General features: G+C 41.1%; 23 protein-coding genes. 20 read left to right on the forward strand and 3 right to left on the reverse strand.

Annotated elements, in window-relative coordinates; genetic code table 11:
* Positions 1-13 precede the first annotated feature (13 nt).
* The 8 genes from CFS60_RS09940 (at position 14) to CFS60_RS09975 (ending at position 3,673) form a co-directional block, all read left to right on the forward strand.
* Positions 14-457 (forward strand): hypothetical protein, encoded by a 444-nt coding sequence (locus tag CFS60_RS09940; RefSeq protein ID WP_255387564.1) that lies wholly within the window; start codon positions 14-16, stop codon positions 455-457.
* A 30-nt stretch (positions 458-487) separates the two neighbouring features.
* Positions 488-931 (forward strand): hypothetical protein, encoded by a 444-nt coding sequence (locus CFS60_RS09945; RefSeq protein WP_088815970.1) that lies wholly within the window; start codon positions 488-490, stop codon positions 929-931.
* Between the two features lie 242 nt (positions 932-1,173).
* Entirely contained in the window at positions 1,174-1,584 is a 411-nt protein-coding gene (locus tag CFS60_RS09950; RefSeq protein WP_088815969.1) for a CdiA family toxin C-terminal domain-containing protein, read from the forward strand.
* 34 nt (positions 1,585-1,618) lie between these two features.
* A complete protein-coding gene (locus CFS60_RS09955) occupies positions 1,619-2,008 on the forward strand; it encodes a hypothetical protein (RefSeq protein WP_088839198.1) in 390 nt (129 codons plus the stop codon).
* 118 nt (positions 2,009-2,126) lie between these two features.
* Positions 2,127-2,393, forward strand: a complete 267-nt coding sequence (locus CFS60_RS13935) for a hypothetical protein (protein WP_088839200.1) — start codon at positions 2,127-2,129, stop codon at positions 2,391-2,393.
* 144 nt (positions 2,394-2,537) lie between these two features.
* On the forward strand, positions 2,538-2,828 hold the full coding sequence (locus tag CFS60_RS09965; RefSeq protein WP_244169955.1) for a hypothetical protein: 291 nt from the start codon (positions 2,538-2,540) through the stop codon (positions 2,826-2,828).
* A 12-nt stretch (positions 2,829-2,840) separates the two neighbouring features.
* Positions 2,841-3,095: a hypothetical protein gene (locus tag CFS60_RS09970; protein WP_088825841.1), complete on the forward strand. Its 255-nt coding sequence runs from the start codon at positions 2,841-2,843 to the stop codon at positions 3,093-3,095.
* Between the two features lie 221 nt (positions 3,096-3,316).
* Positions 3,317-3,673 carry a hypothetical protein gene (locus CFS60_RS09975; protein ID WP_088815964.1) on the forward strand — a complete coding sequence of 119 codons (357 nt, stop codon included), beginning with the start codon at positions 3,317-3,319 and terminating at the stop codon, positions 3,671-3,673.
* A 100-nt stretch (positions 3,674-3,773) separates the two neighbouring features.
* Here the strand turns inward: CFS60_RS09975 and CFS60_RS09980 are convergent, their stop codons facing one another.
* The gene (locus CFS60_RS09980) at positions 3,774-4,655 is read right to left on the reverse strand and encodes a CdaR family transcriptional regulator (protein ID WP_088810834.1); all 882 of its coding nucleotides are present in this window, start codon (positions 4,653-4,655) and stop codon (positions 3,774-3,776) included.
* A gap of 177 nt (positions 4,656-4,832) precedes the next feature.
* Between CFS60_RS09980 and CFS60_RS09985 the strand changes: the two genes are divergently transcribed.
* The 7 genes from CFS60_RS09985 to CFS60_RS10015 all read left to right on the forward strand — a co-directional run bounded on the left by CFS60_RS09985 (position 4,833) and on the right by CFS60_RS10015 (position 13,827).
* A complete protein-coding gene (locus tag CFS60_RS09985) occupies positions 4,833-5,261 on the forward strand; it encodes a MarR family winged helix-turn-helix transcriptional regulator (protein WP_179946391.1) in 429 nt (142 codons plus the stop codon).
* A complete protein-coding gene (locus CFS60_RS09990; protein ID WP_088810832.1) occupies positions 5,245-6,597 on the forward strand; it encodes an MATE family efflux transporter in 1,353 nt (450 codons plus the stop codon). Before CFS60_RS09985 ends, CFS60_RS09990 begins: the two co-directional genes overlap by 17 nt.
* Positions 6,598-6,838: 241 nt before the next feature.
* On the forward strand, positions 6,839-9,454 hold the full coding sequence (locus tag CFS60_RS09995; RefSeq protein WP_088825840.1) for an HAD-IC family P-type ATPase: 2,616 nt from the start codon (positions 6,839-6,841) through the stop codon (positions 9,452-9,454).
* 279 nt (positions 9,455-9,733) lie between these two features.
* Positions 9,734-10,597, forward strand: coding sequence for an LPXTG cell wall anchor domain-containing protein (locus CFS60_RS10000; protein ID WP_159457905.1), 864 nt, complete (start codon positions 9,734-9,736; stop codon positions 10,595-10,597).
* Between the two features lie 219 nt (positions 10,598-10,816).
* Positions 10,817-12,028 (forward strand): LPXTG cell wall anchor domain-containing protein, encoded by a 1,212-nt coding sequence (locus CFS60_RS10005; protein ID WP_088810829.1) that lies wholly within the window; start codon positions 10,817-10,819, stop codon positions 12,026-12,028.
* Between the two features lie 374 nt (positions 12,029-12,402).
* Positions 12,403-13,254, forward strand: coding sequence for a MurR/RpiR family transcriptional regulator (locus tag CFS60_RS10010; RefSeq protein WP_088810828.1), 852 nt, complete (start codon positions 12,403-12,405; stop codon positions 13,252-13,254).
* A 63-nt stretch (positions 13,255-13,317) separates the two neighbouring features.
* Positions 13,318-13,827: a dihydrofolate reductase family protein gene (locus CFS60_RS10015; RefSeq protein WP_088839203.1), complete on the forward strand. Its 510-nt coding sequence runs from the start codon at positions 13,318-13,320 to the stop codon at positions 13,825-13,827.
* A 62-nt stretch (positions 13,828-13,889) separates the two neighbouring features.
* On the opposite strand, the gene CFS60_RS10020 is transcribed toward CFS60_RS10015, so the two are convergent.
* The gene (locus CFS60_RS10020) at positions 13,890-14,948 is read right to left on the reverse strand and encodes a DUF871 domain-containing protein (protein ID WP_088825839.1); all 1,059 of its coding nucleotides are present in this window, start codon (positions 14,946-14,948) and stop codon (positions 13,890-13,892) included.
* 132 nt (positions 14,949-15,080) lie between these two features.
* Between CFS60_RS10020 and murQ the strand changes: the two genes are divergently transcribed.
* The 4 genes from murQ (at position 15,081) to CFS60_RS10040 (ending at position 18,924) form a co-directional block, all read left to right on the forward strand.
* The gene (murQ, locus tag CFS60_RS10025; RefSeq protein WP_088810825.1) at positions 15,081-15,965 is read left to right on the forward strand and encodes an N-acetylmuramic acid 6-phosphate etherase; all 885 of its coding nucleotides are present in this window, start codon (positions 15,081-15,083) and stop codon (positions 15,963-15,965) included.
* Between the two features lie 12 nt (positions 15,966-15,977).
* Complete coding sequence (locus CFS60_RS10030) at positions 15,978-17,426, forward strand: PTS transporter subunit EIIC (protein ID WP_088825838.1); 1,449 nt, start codon at positions 15,978-15,980, stop codon at positions 17,424-17,426.
* 159 nt (positions 17,427-17,585) lie between these two features.
* Positions 17,586-18,071 carry a tetratricopeptide repeat protein gene (locus CFS60_RS10035; RefSeq protein ID WP_088839204.1) on the forward strand — a complete coding sequence of 162 codons (486 nt, stop codon included), beginning with the start codon at positions 17,586-17,588 and terminating at the stop codon, positions 18,069-18,071.
* Between the two features lie 73 nt (positions 18,072-18,144).
* Positions 18,145-18,924 (forward strand): PAS domain-containing protein, encoded by a 780-nt coding sequence (locus CFS60_RS10040; protein WP_088810822.1) that lies wholly within the window; start codon positions 18,145-18,147, stop codon positions 18,922-18,924.
* A 44-nt stretch (positions 18,925-18,968) separates the two neighbouring features.
* Here the strand turns inward: CFS60_RS10040 and CFS60_RS10045 are convergent, their stop codons facing one another.
* Positions 18,969-21,254 carry a bifunctional metallophosphatase/5'-nucleotidase gene (locus CFS60_RS10045; protein WP_088839206.1) on the reverse strand — a complete coding sequence of 762 codons (2,286 nt, stop codon included), beginning with the start codon at positions 21,252-21,254 and terminating at the stop codon, positions 18,969-18,971.
* A gap of 178 nt (positions 21,255-21,432) precedes the next feature.
* On the opposite strand from CFS60_RS10045, the gene CFS60_RS10050 reads away from it, so the two are divergent.
* On the forward strand, positions 21,433-22,173 hold the full coding sequence (locus CFS60_RS10050) for an EAL domain-containing protein (protein ID WP_088810820.1): 741 nt from the start codon (positions 21,433-21,435) through the stop codon (positions 22,171-22,173).
* Positions 22,174-22,213 lie beyond the last annotated feature (40 nt).

The raw sequence follows: 22,213 nt of genomic DNA on the forward strand, positions 1-22,213 counted from the left end.
CGCGGCAGGGAGCATCTTACAAGCTTCTGCGTATGTGGAGGACTGGGAAGGCCAACTAGCCGAATCCGGCATTATGTCGGCATTATCAGGCGTAGGCCTAGGCGCTGCGATAGCTCGTGGGAGTAAGACGTATAAGGGTGGTAGTGGGGCTAAGAAGGCTTCAAAAACTAAAGTAAAAGAAACGGCTGAAGCTCCTAAAAAAGGTGGAGAAACCGTTGCTGGGCATGCATTACAGAAACATGCCGGTAGAAATCCAGATATTTGGGGGAAAGTAAAGGGGAATTCTGAAGAAATAAATAAAGATGCTATGAAGCATTTGGAGGAAATATTAAATGCTCCTGGAGATTTTAAAGTTGTCAAAACGGAAAAAGGGATTTCATTTTTAGAAAAACAATTACTTGATGGACGTGGCGTGAGGTTAAATATGGATGGCTCATTCAAAGGTTTTATAGATTGAAAAAAACAATAACAGGAGATGTATTATAAAATGGAAGATTTAGAATTAATTTTTGGATATATTAGAGTGTCAGATATAGAGGGAATTTTCAATTGGATGTCCTTTAACAAAAAAAATATTGAGTCCTCGCATTTTTTTATAAATGGAGAAGATAAAGAATACCAAGATATTTCTAGTTTTAGTGATTATTTTAAAAATCAAGGAACCTGTAATATTTTGATTAAGGAACTTGATTTAGGTGTTGTTGTAAAGAAATCTATTATTGTTATTTCTTTTGATGAAGTTTATGGGGATTTGACATTGAATTTTTCAGAAGATGATTGGGGAACTGACGAAAAAACAAGTGATGAAAAAGTACGACTTCTATCTGAAAAGTTGGATTTAGTTAAACAGAATATTCACTATACCTCGATATTATTTGGTTATGAACCTGCTGAAGATGAGGATATGCAATTAATAAACTTGAAAAATTAGGAAGAAAGAAGTTTTAGAGTGGATTAGAAGGAGTTAACGGAGAAAATGGAAGAAACCGTGACAGATACAATAAATAATTGGAATTCAATCGATTGTAGTACGTGATTTGTTTAAGAAGAGATTGAGGTAATTAGTTTGTAATAGATTGAACAATGTTATGAACCATGAAAAAACGAGAAACAAATCCTAACACAGGAAAAGTTTCTCGTTTTTTATTCCTATCTTGAGCTAACTGAATATCCATGTCAAAAGTAGAAGCGGTCAATACTAAAAAAGGTATTGTCGGAGGTCATAATATGGATGACTTCAATAAGGCATTAAAAAATCAAGGGTTTAATCCCGAAGACTTGATTGTTTCCAAAAAACCACACCCAACTATTGATGGCATTTATGAAGTTGAATATAAAATACCTAGAAAAGATATGGCGGGCAAGGTCATAGAGCCAGTGTCGTATAAAAATATTAAGGATCCAAAAACAATTTATGATTCTGCTAAAATTAGTGACGAGAAAATATATAAGTGGGGACAAGAAGCAATGCAAAATGGGGAAATTAATGGAAGACTTGTTGAAGGAACAGCATCGAATGGTTTGAAATTCAGAGGGGATTTGGATGAAGCTGGTGAAATAGCAAACTTTTTTCCCTATTCTTGATTAATTGAACTATAATAATTTAGGAGGAAAACAAATGAGTGAAGGTTATCAAATTGTTGGCAATAAAACTGATATTGATAGAATAGTATCAACCTATTTCAACTTCATTAATGGTAACTATTTGAAAACAGCATTAGAATGTTTTGCAAATAAAAAAGGATATGGGCAAGAAATAGTTTTTGTTTCTTTTAAAAATGACTTAGATGACTACGATATGGCTCAATTACCTAAACCACTAGATGATAAACATGTTTTAGTTGAATTAGGCTATCCAGCTGTTGAAGTAGACCAAATAGCATATTTAGACTTCAAAAATTTTTATAGTTATTTAGAAGAGAATGTAAAAACTGAAATAGAAAAAAATTCAGGAGAAGGTGAATTAATAGAGCTATTAAAACAAGTTAAGAGCAGTTTAGACATATAGTTTTTGCAACCCTATCACTTGATTGCCAGTTAAATGAATGACAGAGAGTATACGCTCACGAATCAAGTTGCCAATAGCTAACAAAAGATAACTCTATCTGTTGTACAGAAATTTAATATTGAAAAAGAAGCGATTCAGTTTTTTCGTTTCTTTTTCTACTTTTATAACTTGGTTTTTAGACCTTAGAAAGCCAGTGGGTCTAACAGGTATAATTTGGGATGATATTAAAAGCACACAACTTCCAAGAGAAGGAACTACAATCCCTAAATCTTTTGAAATAAATGCTAATGGACAAAAACTTACCAAACAACAATGGTTAAGGAGTTTTCAATGTGCTGTAGAACAAGCTGCTCCTATAGAAATAAAAAAGAGCATGTTATGTTAAACTAAAAAGTGGAACGATGGTTATTTAATCTGCTCCATTTCCAAGGGAGGTAATGGGGCTACAAAAACAAAAGGGAAGATTGATACTTCTCTAAAAACTTTTGAATCACTTACAAAAGACGAACAAAGAGTGGTACAAGGATTGGTGGATGAAGGTAGGAACGTCAAACTTATACCTGAACAACCAAATGTGCAGAAAACTTACGACTTTTTAGTGGACGGGGTACCACACGAACTAAAAACGCTTAATGGGAAAAATATTAATACTCTTGTCACAAAAGTTGGAAAAGCATTAGACCAGTTAGATAATTCAGGAAACATAATTTACGACATCTCTAAAGCTGATTTTACACCTGCACAAATGAAAGAAATAAATGCGAGATTAACTGGCAGGTATGGAGAAGACATCATGAAAAAAATTATGTTTATAAAATAAGGAGCGAAGAAGATGAAAGTTAGATGTAGTTGTAGTAACTTGATGCATGATGAAGATTCCTCAACGTGTACAACGTATGGAATTTGTCCAGATGAAAAATATTATGAGCTGCTAGAGAAAGATTTAAAAACTGTAGAAGAATTTGTAGATGGATTAGTTTTTTCCACACCGGTATGGGAGTGTAAAGTATGTGGACGTCTATATTTTTTTAAACCTGGTAGAATAGATGTTTATAAGCTTGAAAAAGAGATTCTGGATGGTGAATAAAATTTGAACAAATAAAAGAGGGTAGCTTGTATTAGCTGTCCTCTTTATTAATATCATCCAAATAATTCTCGAAAATGTCATCTAAGACAGTTAAAAGTTCTTCCTTACTTTGCCTGTATGCGAGCTCATGCTTATCTGTGAACTCTGTATGATTATGGGAGTGTAAAGTATGTGGACGTCTAAACCTGGTAAAAAAGTAGTTTTTAAGAGGAGTTAAAAACATGCAATGGATTATTTTAATTGGCGATGAGAACTTTAATCTTGAGGTAGTAAAGGCGATTAAATATGATAAGAAGAATAAAATGGCGGATGTAGATAGAAATAGAATAGTTGTAGACTTTGGAGAAGAACATATTTTTTATGATTATGTTGAAAATCTATTGGAAGAGTATGAAGAGGAGGAAAAGAAAAATATTCCCTATAGTCACCCACATTTTATTATACTAACCTATTCTTCAGTCTCATTACTAAAGGAAATTTTTTCACAAAAGAATTTTTTGAATGATATTTATGTGGATGATGATTATGGGAGGATTATGAAAATCGAAGAATTTAAAGACGTTTTATGTAATAGTTGATGGATTCGTATAGCAGGGGGCATTGATTTAATTGTCACAATGACTAAAAAAGAGAAACAAGTCCTAAAACAGGAAATGTTTCTCTTTTTTATCCCCACATTCACTTTTCAGCAACTTTTGTCGTGGTTAAACTGCTTAAATACGCGTAAAGTAAGCCGTCTGATTTGCGGAGTGATAAATTGGTTTGCTCGTGGAATTTGTCAATGCGATATTGAATCGTGTTGCGGTGCATGAAAAGGGCTTTAGCCGTCATGCTGATGTTTCCTTGGTTTTCAAATAGGGTGGCAATCAATGGGAGCAGCGAGTCGTCTTTTTCAAAGGCAGCGTTTAGTTCTGCGGAAAGAGTGCTCGAAAGAAGTGGGCGCGCAAAATGTTTCAAGCTAGCTGATTCAACCGTTTGGACAAGCGCCTTGTCTTGCAAATCGAATAGGCGGCGCTCTTCGTTAAAGGCATCGCGCATGGACAAATGTTTTTTGTGGAACAGGCCGACGAAAAAATGTACAGGGAAATAAAAATCGGCTTCCAGCGTCGTCGCAACAGCCGCAAGTTCGTCCTCACCTAAGATTGAGCCTTCAATTTTCTCAGCGATGACACCGTACGTGCCAAGTTCGATCATTTCTGCTTTTTTGTTGAAAAAACTAAGTAAGGCTTTTTTCCACTCGGAAAATTCTTTTTTTGTGTAAGTTTCTTTCCGAATGTGGAATTGAACGAAGCGATAGCGCGAAGAACTTTCGGTTAGCGGCACCGCTTTTTGGGTGAATAAAAGGTCATACCAAAGTTGACTTTCCGCCGACTTAAAAGCCGGTTTGGGTGCATCAAAAAGCAGATTTAAAAAGGCCGCATCATTTTCTGCCACTTCATGTTTGGCAATAGTAAAATAATAAGGCTCTTCAAAGAAAGATAAGACGGTTTCATCAGTTGAAATTGGTTTTTTGGATACTTGTAAACTTGGGAATTTTTCCTTTAACTGGTAGATGTTCAAAGCGATTGCCCCCACGTGTTTTTAATTTTATTGTGACAAATTGCGTGCGACAAGTCAACCGCAAAATTAGTTGACCAGTCAACTAATTTTTGATACGCTAATTAGGCTGGTATTTAATTTTCAGAATGTAAGGAGCGGCTTCAATTGGGGGGAAACCACGAAATTGTAACGAAATCGATGTCAATCATTCACCGAGCTGAGCACACGTACAAAGAGGCGAAACTGGAGGAAACGGGTCTCCGCGTTTCGCAGCTCCGCTATTTATGGACGCTATATCAGGAAGACGGGATGTCACAAGAGCAACTGCGGCAACGGTTTATGACGGATAAGGCGAATGTAACGCGGCACATTAAACAGCTTGAGAAACTAGGTGTGATTCGGCGCGAATGTGACGCCCGCGATAAGCGAATGCAACGTGTTTTTTTGACGGAAAAAGGTCACAGCATGAAAGACTTGATTGCGGAAGTGACGGATACGTGGAGCGATATTTTAACCCAAGGCTTCTCGAAAAAAGAAAAAGATGATGTGTTGCGTCTCCTTGTGCAGATGGCGGACAATGCAACGCGTTTTGCGGAAGGGAGTTTAAAGAATGAAAGAACAAAGTAAACGGCTTGGTGTAGAGGGAATTGGCTCCCTGATGGCACGCCTTTCGATTCCTGCTTTTGTGGGCATGTTTGTGATGGGCATGTACAACATTGTTGATACGATTTTTGTTTCATATGGCGTTGGCTCAGACGGTGTTGCGGCGCTTTCGATTGCCTTCCCAGTGCAGATGATTTTAATGGCTATGGCGGCGATGTTCGGTATCGGGGGAGCCTCGATTATTTCGCGGTCGCTAGGCGCGGGCGAACAAGTTCGGGCGAATCAAATTTTCCATCAAGTCATTTGGTTGGTCATTTTGTCGAGTATTTTTATTGCCATTGTTACCTTTATTTTTATTGACCCGCTAATTACGATTTTTGGTGCACCGGCAGAAATCCACGGCATGACAAAGGACTTTCTATCACTCATTTTACTAGGCGCGGCTTTTCAGACGTTCGCGATGGCGATGAACAACATTGTTCGCTCGGAAGGAAATGCCAAAACGGCGATGCTGACGATGATTATTTCAGCGGTGCTAAATATGATTTTAAATCCGGTTTTCATTATGGGATTAGGCATGGGGGTGCGCGGTTCCGCGCTCGCAACAGTCATTGCCCAAGCCGTAGGCGCGGTTTGGCTCTTCATCTACTTTTTATCCGGAAAAAGCACGTTATCTCTTAGCGGTTTTAAATTCCGTCTGGACGGCAAACTGAGTCTGCGCATTATGGCAATTGGCTTCCCGTCTTTCATCATGATGTCCGCGGGGAGCGTTGTGACCATCGCCGTGAATTGGATGTTGCAACTTTTCGGCGGAACACTGGCGATTGCGGTTTATGGTGTCGCCAACCGAATTGCGAGCTTCGTCATCATGCCGATAAACGGTATCACACAAGGCATGCAACCCATCGTCGGCTTCAACTACGGATCGCGCCAACTTGACCGCGTTATCCGCGCCGTAAAACTGGGCATAATTGTTGCAACGTTGTTATCGCTCATCGCGTGGGGCATCGTGGAACTTTTCCCAAGTGAACTCGTGCGCATTTTTTCAAGTGAACCAGAGATGATTTCGGAGGGAACGAATGCCCTGCGGCTCATGCTTCTTGCCGCCCCAACAATTGGCTTTCAAATTGTGTGCGGTGGACTCTATCAGGCGCTAGGTCAAGCGCGCATTTCATTTGTTATTTCTCTTATGCGCCAAATCATTTGCCTTGTCCCACTACTGCTTATTTTGCCCCAATTCTTCGGGCTAATGGGCGTCTGGTACGCCTTCCCAATTGCTGACGTCATCGCCTTTTCCGTCTGCTTCTTCATCTTAACAAAAACATGGCGACGGATGTTTAAAAATCCGGATATGGTGTGATGGGTTTAAAGAGCAAATATAGAAAATGCACAAATATATTCTGACAAAGAAGCTATCTTGAAAACCTACGCTCGCATCACAGAAGAAAATAACCCCAATTAACACAGCCTAAAAACTACCGATTTCGGTAGTTTTTTTATTGGCGGAACCAGCGTTTAGTGCGCATTGTTTTAGGGAATTTTAAGGTGAGGCAAGTTAAAATGACGGTGTTAATGTGGCCTGGTTATGAGGAGGGAATTTAATGGATTGGTACAAATTGCCACTTGGTGAAATTTTTGAAAAAATGAGGGCAAATGAAGCGGGACTTGCGAATTCGGAGCGCGGCAGGCGCCTCGCTGAAAATGGGTCCAATATTTTAAGCAAAGGGAAAGAGGACAGCGAACTAAAAAAGTTTTTGAAGCATTTCAATGATTTGTTAATTTATGTGCTGATTGTCGCGGGTGTTTTGAAGGGCGTCGTTGGCTCGTACATTGAAATGGTGATTATTTTCGTCGTCGTGATTATTAACGCGATTATCGGCTACTCGCAGGAACGGAAGGCGACGAACTCGCTAAATAGTTTGACGAATATGTTGAGTGAAGAAGCTACTATTCTTTCGGAAAATCAAAAAGAAATCGTTCCTGCTGAATCTTTAGTTGCCGGTGATGTCGTTTTGCTAGGCCCTGGTGATATTATCCCAGCCGATTTACGTATTATTGAGGCGTACAATTTAGTTGTGGAAGAAGCGATTTTGACTGGAGAATCAACTCCGGTCACGAAAAATAGTGATGTTATCGCTCGCAACGCGGATTTAGGTGACCGTCTGAACATGGTGTTTTCCGGCACGCTTGTTGGAAGTGGTTCTGGGAAAGGGATTGTGACGGAAACGGGCGATAATACGGAGCTCGGGAAAATCAGTCGTAATTTGAAGGAAATGGAAAATACGGAAACGCCGCTCATTAAAAAAATGAAACAGCTTAACAAGCAAGTTTTCTACATTTTATCGGCTCTGATTGTATTTTTACTTTTTTATAGTATTTTCTATCATGATTTTTCCATGAATGAACTAGTGTCGGCTCTAATCGCGCTAGCAGTATCCGCGGTGCCGGAGGGCTTGCCGGCTGTTCTTTCAATTATTTTATCCCTCGGAGTTACACGTATGGCGAAAGAAAAGGCTATCATCAAAAAGATGCCTGCGGTCGAAACGCTTGGTAGCATGAGCGTCATTTGTTCGGATAAAACGGGGACGCTGACGAAAAATGAAATGAGCGTCGTTGCGGTGATAACAAAAGATGAAGTGAGCGACCATACGGAAAAACCGATTGAACTGCGTGATGAAAGCTTGGCGTTTAGGCGGCTCGTTGAGATTGCGCTTTATTGTAACGATACGAAAATTGACTATCATGACGGAAAACGTGAAGTGATTGGGAATCCGACGGAAGGAGCGCTGTTAGAGCTTGCAAATCGCGCTAATTTGAGTCAGGAAAATCATTTGCTCTACAAAATCCCGTTTGATTCTCTTTATAAATATATGGCGGTTCTTGTTACAATTGAAGGTGAAAACTACATTTATTTGAAAGGCGCGCCAGACGTGATTTTAAATCTGGCGAAGTTTCAAGTGGAAGGCGAATCGAGTACGCCGCTTGATCTGGGCTACTGGAATGGTCGCATTAGCGAATTTGCTAGCAAAGGACAACGTGTTTTAGCGGCTGCCTACAAGAAAGTCTCAAGCGAGAAGGAACACCTGACGCACGAAGACTTACAAGACGGTATGATTTTTGCAGGATTATACGGTATTATTGACCCGCCGAAGAAGGAAGCTATCCGTGCAGTTGGCGTATGCCGTGAAGCAGGAATTAGCGTGAAAATGATTACCGGCGACCATAAAGACACTGCGATTGCGATTGCTGAGGAAATCGGCATTGAAAACTATAACAATGCTTTAGTTGGAAGTGAAATTGAAGGGCTTTCTGACGCAGAGCTGCGCAAAGTTGTGGAGGACCATGATGTGTTTGCGCGAACGACGCCAGAGCATAAACTTCGCCTCGTGACGGCAATTCAAGAAAACGGTCACATTGTTGGCATGACCGGTGACGGAGTAAATGATGCGCCGGCGCTGAAAAAAGCAGATATCGGGATTGCGATGGGGATTAAAGGCACGCAAGTTACGAAGGACGCGTCTGATATGGTGCTTGCTGACGATAATTTCGCGACCATTGTTGGAGCTGTGAAAGAAGGGCGTCGGGTTTACGACAACCTCAAAAAGACGATTTATTTCGCGCTGCCAACTGCTTTTGCGCAAGGCTTGCTCGTTGTTGTTTCCCTACTTGCCAACATGCCACTGCCGCTCACATCCGTTCAAATTTTATGGCTTAACATGGTGACAACCATTACACTTTCCTTTGCGCTAGGCTTCGAACCATACGCGAATGACCTTATGAAAAGGAAGCCTCGTGACCCGAAAGAAAATATCCTAGACAGCTATGCAATTATCCGCGTCGCCTATGTCTCCGTTTTAATCGCAGTCCTAGGTTTTGCCGTGGAAGCCTACTTGCGTGGAACAGGCGTCGATACGGCCACGATACAGACGACCTTGCTCCAAACTATCGTATTTGGTCAAGCCTTCTACATGATAAATTGCCGCGAACTAATGAAATTCCCAATTGACGGCGGCATTCTAAAAAATAATGTCCTTTGGGGCTCACTCGGCATTTTACTTGTCCTTCAAGCTATTGTGATTTACGTTCCCGTTTTCCACACTATCATGGAAACAACGTCACTAAATCTCGCGCAACTCGGAATTTCTTTACTTGCCGGCTTTGGAGTGTTTGCTATCGTAGAAATCGAGAAATTTGTTTATCGATTGGTTAAAAAATAAATTTCATAGGACTATTAAAAGAAGCTCCTCAAAATCAGCATTATCGATTTTGAGGGGTTTTTCTAATTGGAAATTTTAAAAAAGAGACATTTTTGTCCGTTTTAAAGCTAGTTATTGATAAAACGTACACAATTTATCTATATATTTCTTTAATGTTGCGTGATATAATATATTTGTAATGAAAAAGAAATAAAAGAATTTTGTTTTTAATATAAAAGTCCCAAAGGAGGAGCGAAGGAAATGAGAAAAAGTGTGAAGTTGGTTTATGGAGTTCTTGTATTGTCAATTGGATTGGTGTTACCTACGTCAGCGTTTGCGAGTGATACGGGTAACGAACAAGTTGTAGAAGAATCTGTTCAAAGTATTTCAGAAAGCCTTGCGGCGGATGAAAACCAAGCTGTACAGGCAACAAATGAAGAGGCTAGCGCAGAAGAAACAGAAGTTGTTCAGCCAAAACAAGTGACAGAACCACTTGCTACTGCTAAAACAGATGTGGAGATTGAAATTAATACGCCCGTTACACCACTGGATTTCGTAACTGTTAAAAGTGGAGTCTCACTAAGTTATAAAACAGAGCCAGACGTCGCATCAACTGGAAATAAGTCCGTTACCATTATCGCAACTGATGGCGTTACAACAGAAGAAATTGTAGTGAATTATGAAGTATGGGATGATACACCACGCTTTGGAATGTATTACGGGGCCCCAATTTTTGATTTTGATAAATCAGATGCACTTAATATTTACGGTCAAACAGTCCCGAACGCGCTTGTGGTTGCATTCTTTAAAATCGAAAATGGCTTTGATGCAACTGCTTGGGCTGATAAGTATGGCAATTTTCATATTAAATTGAAGGAACCACTTAAAAATCATGAAGCGATTCAGGTTTCCAGCATGACCCTTTTTGATGACCAAAAAAGCGAGGTAACAGAATATATCTATACAGAAAAATTGGAAGCTCCAAAACAAACAAATAAACCAATTGTAGGAAAAGTAAAGGTTGATAAAATGACAAAAGGAACGGCTAATAATGCTACAGAAATTTTACCGAAAACAGGTGATGCCAATACTTCAAGAGGTATTATAGCAGTTGGAGCATTAACTACATTACTGGCCACTATTTACCTAAGAAAACGTGGCTAAATTGAGAAAGGCGTAAGCGATTACGCCTTTTTGTTATTTCTGAATAAAAACGATATTTTGAAAGCTTTTTCATTGAATAATAGATAAAAAATTCACCATTTGTCTATATGTTTCATAAAAGTTACATGGTATACTAAAAATGTGTATATTTGAAATAAAAATGAAACAAAGGGAAGACTTTATTTTAATGAGCACAATAAAATAAAAGGGAGATTGATTATGAAGAAAAGTGTAAAACTAGGTTATGGCGTCTTAGCTTTATCAGTAGGTCTTGCATTACCAACAGTAGCATTTGCAAGTGAAACGGATACTTCAAACGGTGAAGTTGATCAAGTATTAACAGAAGTATCTGAGCAAAATCCAGCAGATGTTATTCAATCCAATCCAGAAGAAACGGGAACAGAAGATGTAACGAAAGAACAAGTAATTGAAGCACCATCAGAAACAGCAAAAACTGAAAAACCAGCTCTACAAACAACAGATGAAGCGAACACAGCGAATTTAACAGCAACACCGCTTGCGACAGCTAAGTCTGGAGTCAAAGTTGAAGTGAATGCGACGACAACACCGGGTTATTTTGTAACAGCTGAAAATGGTGTAGCTCTTAGCTTTAAAGTGAAACCAAATGTTTCTTCTATTGGAAACAAATCAGTTGTCGTTATTGCGACAGATGGTACAACAACAGAAGAAATCACAGTAAACTATGTTGTCCAAGATACACAAAAGCCTACTATTGAGCTTATGGATGCAGATGTTTATCTTGAGTTAGGTGATGACTTCTGGTATGCGGATGATTTTGTTCTGGTTAATGACAATTCAGATGATTATGAAGTCTTCTTTGCAGATGGTCGTGAGGCACTTGACACATCTAAAGTTGGGGTGTTCAATACAGTGATTGTGGCTCGTGATGCAGCTGGAAATGAAGCGCGTGTCACGATGACATATCATGTTGTTGATCTTAATTCAGATATTAGTGAAGAAGCATCATATGCTGCTCCAAAGATGGATACAATTAAATCAACTGCAAGTGATATTTACGGAAAAACTCGTCCTTACGCATATGTCGGAGTAATAGCTGAAGATAGTGTTACGGTTCTAGGCACAAGTTATGCTGATGTGAATGGGAATTTCCATGTGCATCTTGGAACACCATTAAAGAAAAACCAAACTATCTATATCATGAGTGTAGATATGCATACTTTTGAATACAGCGATGTTGCAGAATATAGATACACTGGCACTGGTGTGGTAGTGAAGGAAGTAAATAAACCGGCTGTAACAAAAACTGTAACAGCTAAAACCGTAGTTAAAGCAAAAGATCCTGTTGTGAAAAGTTTGCCAAAAACAGGTGATACCACTACAGGCGGCGCTGTAGCAGTAGGTGCAATCGCTACATTATTGGCTGCAGTTTATTTGAGAAAACGTAGTTAAGTTGTGCGAGAGAAAAGGCTGGAACATAAATCCCAGTAACAAATAAAGCACCTGACATTTTGATTCATCAAAATGTCAGGTGCTTCTTTTTTAGACATAAAAAAACTGCCATTACAATAAAAAGTACCGAAACTTCATGTAATAAGCCAAAAATTAGCAAGCAGTGAAACTAAATAGAGTTATGTAATGAGTGCGAAAACAAGATATAGAGATATGTCATAAAAGCGACAGCGTATTTTGAAACGTTTCGATTCCGCTCGCGGTTTTGAATGCATAAAAATAAGGTGGTTAACGTAGACCAGACTTGTTCTGAGTAACGAATCATAAGCGAATATGTTATAATCAAAGAAAAAATAGTAGGGAAGAATGATTTTATGGCAAATGGTAGTATTATCAATCTTATTACTGGCATACTGGACTCGCTACCTAATTCGGAGCAGAAAATTGGGCGGACGATTTTAGAGGATCCCAATTTTGCGGTTAAAGCTTCTGTGCAAAGCCTCGCTGAAAAGGCAAATGCAAGTGCGGCGGCTGTGATTCGCTTTTCTAAATCGCTTAACTTGGATAGTTTTCCGGAACTCAAGCGGCAGTTATCAATGGAACTCGCGTTGCCGAAAAAAGCAGGATATTATGATATTGAACCAGATGAGTCGTTTGATTCGATACGCGAAAAACTGGTTTCGAATATGATTCAAACGACACAGGATACGGCTAGTCAATTGAGAGAGGAAGCAATTGTTAGGGTTTGCGCCGAGATGGAACAAGCGGAAACAATTTATGCGTACGGCGTTGGGGCGTCATGGCTCATTGCAGAAGATATTGCGCAAAAATGGTTACGTGCTGGCAAAAATGTCTTTTTATCACAAGACCCACATGTTCTAGCAATGGCACTTTCTGCGGGCAACCCGAATAGTATTTTAATTGCGATCTCAAATAGTGGAGAAACATCAGAAGTTTTACAGCTTGCCAAGGAGGCGAAACGAAGCGGCTTGAAAGTCGTCAGTTTAACACGTTTTGGCAACAATAAACTAAAAACCATTGCGGATTTTGTGTTGGAAACATCACGCGCACCAGAAGCCGAACTACGGAGCACTGCGACAAGCTCCAGACAGGCGCAACTTTTGGTCGTTGACATTTTGTTTTATTATTTTGCCTCAAAACGCTACGAGGACATGATAACGCATATCAAAAAATCACGGGAAGCGACAAACCGCTTTCGGGAATAAAACGAGTACGCGCACACCCTTTTAACTGGATTAGAAGGGCCTTTTGCGCGAAAGGAGAATTGAATGAGCATTTATTTCTACGGCTGTGTTTCGCTTGACGGATACTTGGCAGATGCAAACAATCGCCTAGACTGGCTGCATCAAACGGGTGCTCCGGAGGAAACCAATTACGCCGAGTTTTATAGCCAAATGGACATGATGATTATGGGGAAAAAGACATACGATGAAATTGTGGGTATTGCAGGCATTGAATCGCTTTATGCGCCAACGCAAAATTACGTTTTTACCCATGAAAAAGAACTTGCTCTAAAAAGTTTTCAGCAAGTTGAGGGTGATGTGGCGGATTTTGTGCGGCAGCTTCCGGCGGATAAAAACGTTTGGATTGTCGGAGGAAACAGCATTTTGGCGCCGCTTTTGAATGAAAATATGGTTGACAAATTGTATGTTCAAGTAGCGCCAGTTTTGCTTGGGAAAGGAATCCCATTATTTACGCAAGATGAAGATGTGAAGCGCTTTAAATTGGTGGGCCTTCATCAGTATGGACAATTTGCGGAGATGGTTTTTGAGAAATAGAAACAGAGACTGATGACAAACGGCAATCTTCGTTCTCGTGTCATCAGTCTTCATGACTGTTTCTATTTAAAACGTAATTTTACTTTGCGTCCTGCTTGAATAAATGGTAAACAATCAATGTAATGGTCGTCAATTTGGCCGATTACATTGATTTTTTCGTTTGCAGGTAAATCAAATTTGGCAATATCAATTTCACCAGCGTAACGGCCGTAGTTTTGATTATCCATTGTGATGGCGCCACGTTTTCTTGGGGAAGTATTCTTCGGTGCGGGGGCTAAATTGCTAAGGGAGATGCGGCTTTCTTCAAGGCGGATTAAATCGCGGGCCTCGTCCATTCGGTTTTGGTCGCCGCGCTCTAAATGCGCACGAATTTCGGCAGGGACTTCGTCAGCTAGGATGCCAAGGAGGGACACTGTTTGGTGCTTTGAAAGCTCACGCCAAAATTCAAGATGGGTCGAATCAAGCGCGGGGTCGCCCACGTAAACATCATCGATTCCAAGGGAGAATAGTTCGAGTGTCGCCGCATATGGGGGCTTGTAGCGGTGCTTTTCAAGCGTCGGCAAGCCTTCGAAAAGCGGGTGGCGTTTCGCCGCGTCACCGGGTACAAAAGCGGAAATCCTCATCCCATTTTTCTTCAAAAACGTATTTTTCTCTTGAAAAAAAGCATCGCTAAGACCAGTTTCAGGCTTCGGGTAATAGTTGTGGAATGCTTCGATTTGTTTCATGTTGGCACCTTGTGCGTTTAGTTTGTCCAAAAGATCTTGGTCAATCGTGCTGGCATTTAAGTAAATGGCAATTTTGTGTGACATGGTGGCTACGGGGTGTGCGCCGATTCCGTAATCAATCCGCAAACCAGTGACGCCAAAGTCGCGAATTTGTTCGGCGGTTTCAAATTGCAGCCCAATTTTATGTAAAGCGTTTTCAGAAATGTCTAAAATGAGCTTCATTTGGTGTGCACTTGCGAGTTTCCCAAGTTCGGCCAGGCGTTCTCGGTAATCAATTTTGCTTTCCTCAGGGATATGTAGTGAGCTAAAAATTGTCGAAAAGCCGTTTGTGTGTGCTTGTGTAACAAATTCTGATATATTTTCGGTATCTTGTAAATAAATACTAATTCCTAACATATTTTCCCTCCGTTCTAATACGTTCAGTATACTTGTTTTGAAACAAAATTTCAAATGCATGTTTTAAAAATAAAATAAAGTATTGAAATTTTATTTCAGAACGATTATAATCAATTTGTGAGGAGTGATACTATGTTAGAAAATTTGTCTACAGAAAAACGAAATGAGAAAACGCTCAATTTAGATGAGCTTGATGTAAATGAAGTTTTGGCGATTATGAATGAAGAAGATAGTAAAGTGGCGGCGAGTATTAAGCCAGCTTTGCCTCAGATTGCTAAAATTGTAAGGGGTACCATTAATAGTTTTAATCTTGGTGGTCGCCTAATTTACATGGGTGCTGGAACGAGCGGACGCCTAGGTGTACTTGATGCTGTAGAATGTGTGCCAACGTTTGGCGTGCCGAAAGAGCAAGTGGTGGGACTAATTGCTGGCGGCGAAAAAGCGTTTGTGGAAGCGGTAGAAGGTGCTGAAGATTCTATTCAACTTGGCGAGGATGATTTGAAAGCGATTTCGCTTACGAAAAATGATATCGTTGTTGGGATTGCTGCAAGCGGAAGAACGCCGTATGTGATTGGGGGACTCGATTATGCGCGTAGTGTAGGGGCTGTTACTGCTGCGATTTCGTGTAATCAAGACGCAGCGATTTCAAAACATGCGGATATTGCGGTAGAAGTTGTACCGGGTGCGGAAGTTTTAACAGGCTCGACGCGACTTAAAGCTGGGACGGCGCAGAAGCTTATTTTAAACATGATTTCAACGGCTGCTATGGTCGGTGTTGGGAAAGTTTACGGCAACTTGATGGTTGACGTATTGCCAACGAACGAAAAATTGGAAGAGCGTTCGAAACGTATCATTATGGAAGCGACGGAATGCACGTATGAGGAAGCAAGTGAAGTATACTTAGGAGCAGATAAACATGTGAAAACAGCGATTGTCATGCTTCTAACAAACTCAACCAAAGAAGATGCAGAACAAAAACTCGTAGCTTCGAATGGTTTTGTAAGAAAAACAATTTAGGGAGTGAGTCAGATGTCAAAAGAAGCAGAAATTGGTAAAAAGATTTTTGAAAATGTAGGTGGCATGGACAATGTATCGCGAATCGCGCACTGTATGACGCGTGTTCGCTTAGGCATTAGAAATCCAGAAGAAGTAAATCTCGAAGGTTTGAAAAAAGTACCCGGCGTTTTAGGTGTTGTAGAAGACGACACGCTTCAAATTATCGTCGGGCCGGGAGTCGTTAACAAAGTGGCTGCCGCAATGGCCGAAGATGCCGGTGTTAAAATTGGCGAAATGATTAATGAAAACTTAGACGGCGCTAAAAAATCTGGTAAAGAGTTAGTAGAAGAAAAAGCGGCCGCAACAAAAGCGAACATGAAAGCGAAACAAAATAATACGTCTGGTTTTAAACGTTTATTGAAATCGATTTCAAATATTTTTGTACCGCTAATTCCAGGTTTTGTCGGTGCCGGACTTATCGCCGGAATTGCCGCGATTCTAGCAAATAACATTGTCGCTGGGAACTTAGATGCCGGCACATGGACACAGTACGTTGATATTTTAAGCGTTATTAATAAAGGTATTTTTGCATTCTTATCTATTTATGTTGGGATAAACACAGCGAACGAGTTCGGCGGTACTCCCGTTCTAGGTGGGGGAATTGCTGGTGTGACAATGCTCATGGGACTTGCAGAAGGTCATGTCATTACAAATATTTTCACAGGTGACCCTGTTGTAGCAGGACAAGGCGGAATTATCGGCGTATTATTCGCCGTCTGGTTAATGTGTGTACTTGAAAAAGCATTGCGTAAAGTGATTCCGAATGCGATTGATATTATTGTGACACCGACCATCGTCTTACTCGTTATTGGTCTTATAACAATCTTCGTCATCATGCCAATTGCTGGGCTAATTTCAGAAGGATTAGTATCTAGTATCAATTGGACAATCGAAGTTGGCGGCGTATTTGCCGGATTTGTACTAGGAACATTGTTCTTGCCAATGGTCATGCTTGGTCTTCACCAAGTGTTAACCCCGATTCATGTTGAAATGATTGCTCAAACAGGTGCAACATTGCTACTTCCAATCCTTGCAATGGCAGGCGGCGGACAAGTTGGGGCATCCGTTGCACTTTGGATTCGTTGCCGCAAAAATAAACCTCTCGTTAATATGATTAAAGGGGGATTACCAGTAGGAGTTTTAGGAATTGGCGAACCCCTTATCTACGGGGTAACAGTACCACTTGGACGCCCGTTCATTACAGCCTGTCTAGGCGGCGGTATCGGCGGTGCCGTAATTGGTGCGTTTGGTAACGTAGGTGCCATCGCAATTGGACCATCAGGTGTCGCGCTTATTCCACTTATTGCAAATAATATGTGGGGAGCATATTGCATCGGCCTACTTTCAGCCTACATTGGCGGTTTCATTTTAACTTATTTCTTTGGAACGCCAAAAGATGCTATGGAAGCAGTAGAAGAATAAATTTGAAAGCCTTGCGTTCACGCCGAATCGAACGCAAGGTTTTTTTGACCGAAAAAGGTTTGGATTTTAGTTATTTGTTCACTTTTGTTGAAAAATAGGGTAAGGTAGCTTTGAGGAAATTGCATTTTAACGTCAATTTGTGTGAAAAAGGTGAGGAATATGAACAAGTTGTTAGAAGAGGCGCTACGGGATAGAGAAAATGGTAATTTGAAGAAGTCGAATCAGTTGCTGCTAAAGCTACTTGAAACCGAGCCAGAAAATCCATACGTTTTATACCAAGTTGCTTGGAGTTTTGATGTTTTAGAAAAAGAAGGAGAGGCGATTGCTTTTTACGAAAAAGCGATTCAAAATGGCTTAAGTGGAGCAGATTTAGCTGAGGCGTATTTAGGTTTAGGCAGTACTTATCGTGCGCTAGGGAAATATGATGTCGCGGAAGAGGTCATTCGAAAGGGCAGGCAACAATTTCCAAATAACTATGCGCTCAGCGTTTTTTATGCGATGGTGCTACACAATTTAGAAAGGCATTCTGAGAGTGCGGAAATTCTGCTTCATTTATTGGCCGAAACGTCGAGTGATGAAGCCATTATTGCGTATAAAAAGGCGATTGTTTTTTATGCGGATAAACTAGATAAAGTATGGAAATGATAACTTTTTTACGTTAAAAATTCCTTTTTGCAAAAAAATGAGTTAAAGTAAGTAGGAAAGGGGGCTTTTGCCAATGAAAGACTATCCAATTCCAGCTAGTATTATGTATAAAGCTTTGCGCTTATCCCCGTCTTCCGTCATCATCGCAGATCCTCAAATTTCTGGGACACCGTTTATTTTTGTGAATCAGTCTTTTGAAAAATTAACCGGGTACTCAAAAGAAGAAATAATTGGTAAAAACGGGGCTTATTTACAAGGAGCAGATACGAATCCTGAAGCTTTAAACCGAATTTCTGAAGCGATTAAAAATAAAGTGAGCGTTACGGAAATTGTGAAAAACTATAAAAAAAATGGTGAACCCTTCTATAATGAATTGACGATTCAACCCATTTGGGACGAAAATGAGCATCTTTATTATTTCGGCACGCAAAAAGATGTCACAGATATTGTTCGTCTGCGTGAGGAAGTTCAGCGCCATGAAGAAATTATTGAACTATTAAAACCGCCGACTATTTTATTAAGTAAACAAATTGCGATTCTTCCAGTGAGTGGATATGTTCGCGAAGAAAGTTTCGATTTATTATGTGAGAAAAGCAGTCAATGGCTGTACGATAAAGAAGTGGAAACGTTGCTGTTTGACTTTACAGGCACGCAAAAAGGTTACGATGGCTTTATTCAAGCGATTCACGCGTTTTGCAAGCAATTGCAACTTTTGGGCATTCAAGTGATTGTGACTGGACTTAACTCGGAGTTGGTGCAAGAATGGTCCTCTAATCAGGCTTGGCGCAAGGAAGTGAAATTCTATGCTACGGTTTATCAGGCGCTGCGCGAATTACAATTTGAAATGAAATAAAAGAAGCCGTCGGGATATATCCCGACGGCTTCTTTTTGTTTGGTTTATTGCTTGCGACGCAATGCGTAAACGGCTGTGCCAGTTAGGATTAGACCGATAAGCGATGCAATTCCGACAAGGTCACCTGTTTCTGGCAGCTTGCTAGGTTTGCTTGCTGCATTTGCGCCCGTTTGGACGGTGTTTTTGTCGCCAGATGGGTTTTTGTCAGGGGTTACAGTTGGGGTGGTTCCATCTGGGCTTGGGTTTTCGGGCGTAGGTGTTATGGCGCCGTCACCAGGGTCTGTTGCTGCGGCAGCTACGGTCACGCTAAACGGTGTGCTGTAGCCAGATGTGTCTGTCACGACTACAGAAAGCGTATCGCGAGCTTTGAGGCCGAGTGCTGACACGTCAATTTGGAAGGCGCCATTTGCGTCCGCTGTCGCCGTCAAATCGTTTGCCGCACGTAGGTTTGCGTTACCGCCTTTTTGGACGGAGACAGTTGCCCCCGGAAGCGTCACGCCAGAAAAAGTTTTATCCTTTTCAGCCAAAGTGTTGAATTTTGTTGCCTTTTTTATAGCAGAAATGGCATCTTCTTCGAGTTGCGCTGCTGTTTTGTACGTCTTACGGCCTTCTTTTTCGGCAGTAATGACTTTTCCTTCTGCCGTTTGATTTTTAATGTAGTTGATAAATGTTTCGGTGTCGGGGTCAATCGCTGAAACAAGTTGCCCTTTTGTGAAAGCTTGGAACCCGTCACCCCCGCCGTAGAGGAAGTCGTTAATGATGACGGTGTATTCTTTGTTCGGGTCAAGTGGCGAGCCGTCGTCTGTTGTCGCGCTTACAACGCGGTAAGCTTGGTCTAGGTCAGCATTATCCGTGTACGTATATTTTAATCCCGAAATCTGAAGGAAATATTTTTCGCCGTTGCCATACTGCTGGTTGAGTGCTTCAAGAATGGTGGCGCCATTTAATTTGACGACTTGCAAAATATTTCCGAATGGTTGAACGGCTTGAGCCGCACCCCACGTGATTTCATTGTTGCCTGTTGTGATAAGGTCAGCGCGAATGCCGCCATTATTTGTCATCGCGAAATCGGCATCAACGCCGGCTTTTTTCGCCATGTAGCGCTGGGCATCGGTAATTAAATTTCCGAGTGCAGATTCTTTCGTATCAATTGCTGCGCCCTCTAAATTGGTTTCACGGGAAATGGTCCCGTTTGCAGTATGCCCAATTGGTTCGGTGATGGTGGACGCAATTCGGTCAGCAGCATCTTGAGTAATGGCTGCAACCGTCGCATCAGGCGTGCCCGTGCGGTAATTGTACTCGATTTTTGCGTTTGGTGTGCTAACAAAATCGCCCGTCGCCGGATCAAGTTCACCTGTTACATTTGAAAAGGCCTTGCCGTTGTTATAGCTTTGTACGATGCGTGTTTTCCCAACAACGCCGTTCGTGTATTGATGGTTATGCCCTGCGAGAACGATGTCGACTGAGTTGTTAGCATCCTTCTGGTTCACCGCTTCCATCATCGCTGCCGCGTCGCCTGAAACAGTCTGATCCGTTTGATTCGTCGGATTTCCTGACGTAAGGGCTGGAACGTGAGAGAGCACGACAATCGCATTCACGCCTTGATCCCGCAATACTTTGGAATATTTTACGACTGTGTCAGCTTCGTTTAGGAAGTCGTAGTCTTTTATGTAGTCGGCTAAAACAAGATTAGGAATTTCGGTCGTCACGATGCCGATGAAGCCAACTTTTACGCCGCCAATTTCTTCAATCACATAGGGACTAAATCCTTCTGCGACTGTGTCGGTTCCCTTGTTAATCACGTTCGCGGCAACAATTTGCATGTCGCTTTTAACACGCGGATAATTTTCAACAATCGGTCCGAATTTATTAGTGGAAACGCCGTCTAAAATCCGTTTGTATTCAGGGAGCCCTTCGTCAAATTCGTGATTTCCCAGTGTGCCAATTTTGAAGTTCATTTCATTTAAAACTTTCATCGTCGGCTCATCTTGAAGTAAGCCAGAAACCGCCGGACTAGCGCCCACCATGTCTCCAGCTTGAACACGAAGCGAGTTCACAGCTGATGCGCCCGGGTTATCCGCGATAAAACTAGCTTCCGCCTTATCAAGATTGGCCGAAAGATAATCTGCGCCCCCAATTGCTGCCCCGTTCACATCTTTTGAGGTCGTATTCAGCGCCCCGTGAAAGTCATTCACGCCAAGAAGTTGAATAGGTACAGTTGTTTCTGCCGCATGGGCATTTGTAGTTGCAACTGGTAAGCTAAAACTAAGTGTTAAGCCTGCTGCGAGTAAAACGTGTGATACTTTTCTCATTATTTTTTTCACAATCATACTCTCCCTTTTCCGCACTAGGCGATTTGTAAGCGCTAACTAAAAATGCGCTTAAATTTATTTTATCAAAGCAAAATCAAACCAACAACCGTAAAATGTATCATTTACGTCAATTTTTTGTTATTTGTTTTATAAAATCAGCTTTTAGAGTAGAATAGAACCGAAAGGAAGCGATGAAGTGGAGATTTCAACGAATGAAATTGTGAAAGCCGTGCGAAATGAAAAGTATTTAGTTTACTATCAGCCCAAAGTTGAGGCCACGACTGAAAAAATCGTTGGCTTCGAAGCTTTAGTTCGCCTGCAAACAGAAAAAGGCATTTTGACCCCAATTGATTTTTTCAGAGAAGTGGCGAAGCAAAAGGCCGCAAGAACCATGCAAAATTTCGTTATAAACACTGTTATGAAACAAATTGATGCTTTTGAAGGAAAATATACGATTTCGGTCAATGTTATTTCCAGTGATGTTATCGACGATGCTTACATGGATGCGCTCTATGACCGGATTAGGCTGACCATGAAACACCCCGGGGCACTTAATCTCGAAATTGTCGAACGCACAGAAATCACCCACCTCACCGAAGCATGCCACAACTTAATGAAAATTAAGTCGCTCGGCCCAACAGTTAGCCTCGATGATTTCGGCAAAGGCTACAGCTCCCTCACCTATTTGCGCGCCTTACCAGTTGACTTCATTAAAATCGATCCAAGCTTCATCTCTCTGATTAAAACGAACGAGCGCCAGCGAATTATCATGCGTGCGATTGTCAATCTAAGCCACGACCTAGGCTGCCCAATTATCGCCGAAGGAATCGAAACCGAAGCGGAAATTGCCATTTTACGTGAAATGGGCGTCGATTATTTCCAAGGGTATTATTACGGGCGACCGATGCCAATTAAGAAGTATATGAAAAAGAACTAACCTACGATAGATTAGTTCCTAATTTTTTTCAATCTGAAGA

Origin of the sequence: Listeria sp. ILCC792 (genome assembly GCF_900186135.1) — a bacterium.
Lineage (GTDB): Bacteria > Bacillota > Bacilli > Lactobacillales > Listeriaceae > Listeria > Listeria goaensis.

Bases quoted from the DNA above. Each gene is read 5' to 3' on its own strand.
- CFS60_RS09945 (WP_088815970.1), top strand. From the start codon at position 488: ATGGAAGATTTAGAATTAATTTTTGGATATATTAGAGTGTCAGATATA.
- CFS60_RS09950 (WP_088815969.1), top strand. From the start codon at position 1,174: ATGTCAAAAGTAGAAGCGGTCAATACTAAAAAAGGTATTGTCGGAGGT.
- CFS60_RS09955 (WP_088839198.1), top strand. From the start codon at position 1,619: ATGAGTGAAGGTTATCAAATTGTTGGCAATAAAACTGATATTGATAGA.
- CFS60_RS09970 (WP_088825841.1), top strand. From the start codon at position 2,841: ATGAAAGTTAGATGTAGTTGTAGTAACTTGATGCATGATGAAGATTCC.
- CFS60_RS09975 (WP_088815964.1), top strand. From the start codon at position 3,317: ATGCAATGGATTATTTTAATTGGCGATGAGAACTTTAATCTTGAGGTA.
- CFS60_RS09985 (WP_179946391.1), top strand. From the start codon at position 4,833: ATGTCAATCATTCACCGAGCTGAGCACACGTACAAAGAGGCGAAACTG.
- CFS60_RS09990 (WP_088810832.1), top strand. From the start codon at position 5,245: ATGAAAGAACAAAGTAAACGGCTTGGTGTAGAGGGAATTGGCTCCCTG.
- CFS60_RS09995 (WP_088825840.1), top strand. From the start codon at position 6,839: ATGGATTGGTACAAATTGCCACTTGGTGAAATTTTTGAAAAAATGAGG.
- CFS60_RS10005 (WP_088810829.1), top strand. From the start codon at position 10,817: ATGAAGAAAAGTGTAAAACTAGGTTATGGCGTCTTAGCTTTATCAGTA.
- CFS60_RS10010 (WP_088810828.1), top strand. From the start codon at position 12,403: ATGGCAAATGGTAGTATTATCAATCTTATTACTGGCATACTGGACTCG.
- CFS60_RS10015 (WP_088839203.1), top strand. From the start codon at position 13,318: ATGAGCATTTATTTCTACGGCTGTGTTTCGCTTGACGGATACTTGGCA.
- CFS60_RS10020 (WP_088825839.1), bottom strand. From the start codon at position 14,948: ATGTTAGGAATTAGTATTTATTTACAAGATACCGAAAATATATCAGAA.
- murQ (WP_088810825.1), top strand. From the start codon at position 15,081: ATGTTAGAAAATTTGTCTACAGAAAAACGAAATGAGAAAACGCTCAAT.
- CFS60_RS10030 (WP_088825838.1), top strand. From the start codon at position 15,978: ATGTCAAAAGAAGCAGAAATTGGTAAAAAGATTTTTGAAAATGTAGGT.
- CFS60_RS10035 (WP_088839204.1), top strand. From the start codon at position 17,586: ATGAACAAGTTGTTAGAAGAGGCGCTACGGGATAGAGAAAATGGTAAT.
- CFS60_RS10040 (WP_088810822.1), top strand. From the start codon at position 18,145: ATGAAAGACTATCCAATTCCAGCTAGTATTATGTATAAAGCTTTGCGC.
- CFS60_RS10045 (WP_088839206.1), bottom strand. From the start codon at position 21,254: ATGATTGTGAAAAAAATAATGAGAAAAGTATCACACGTTTTACTCGCA.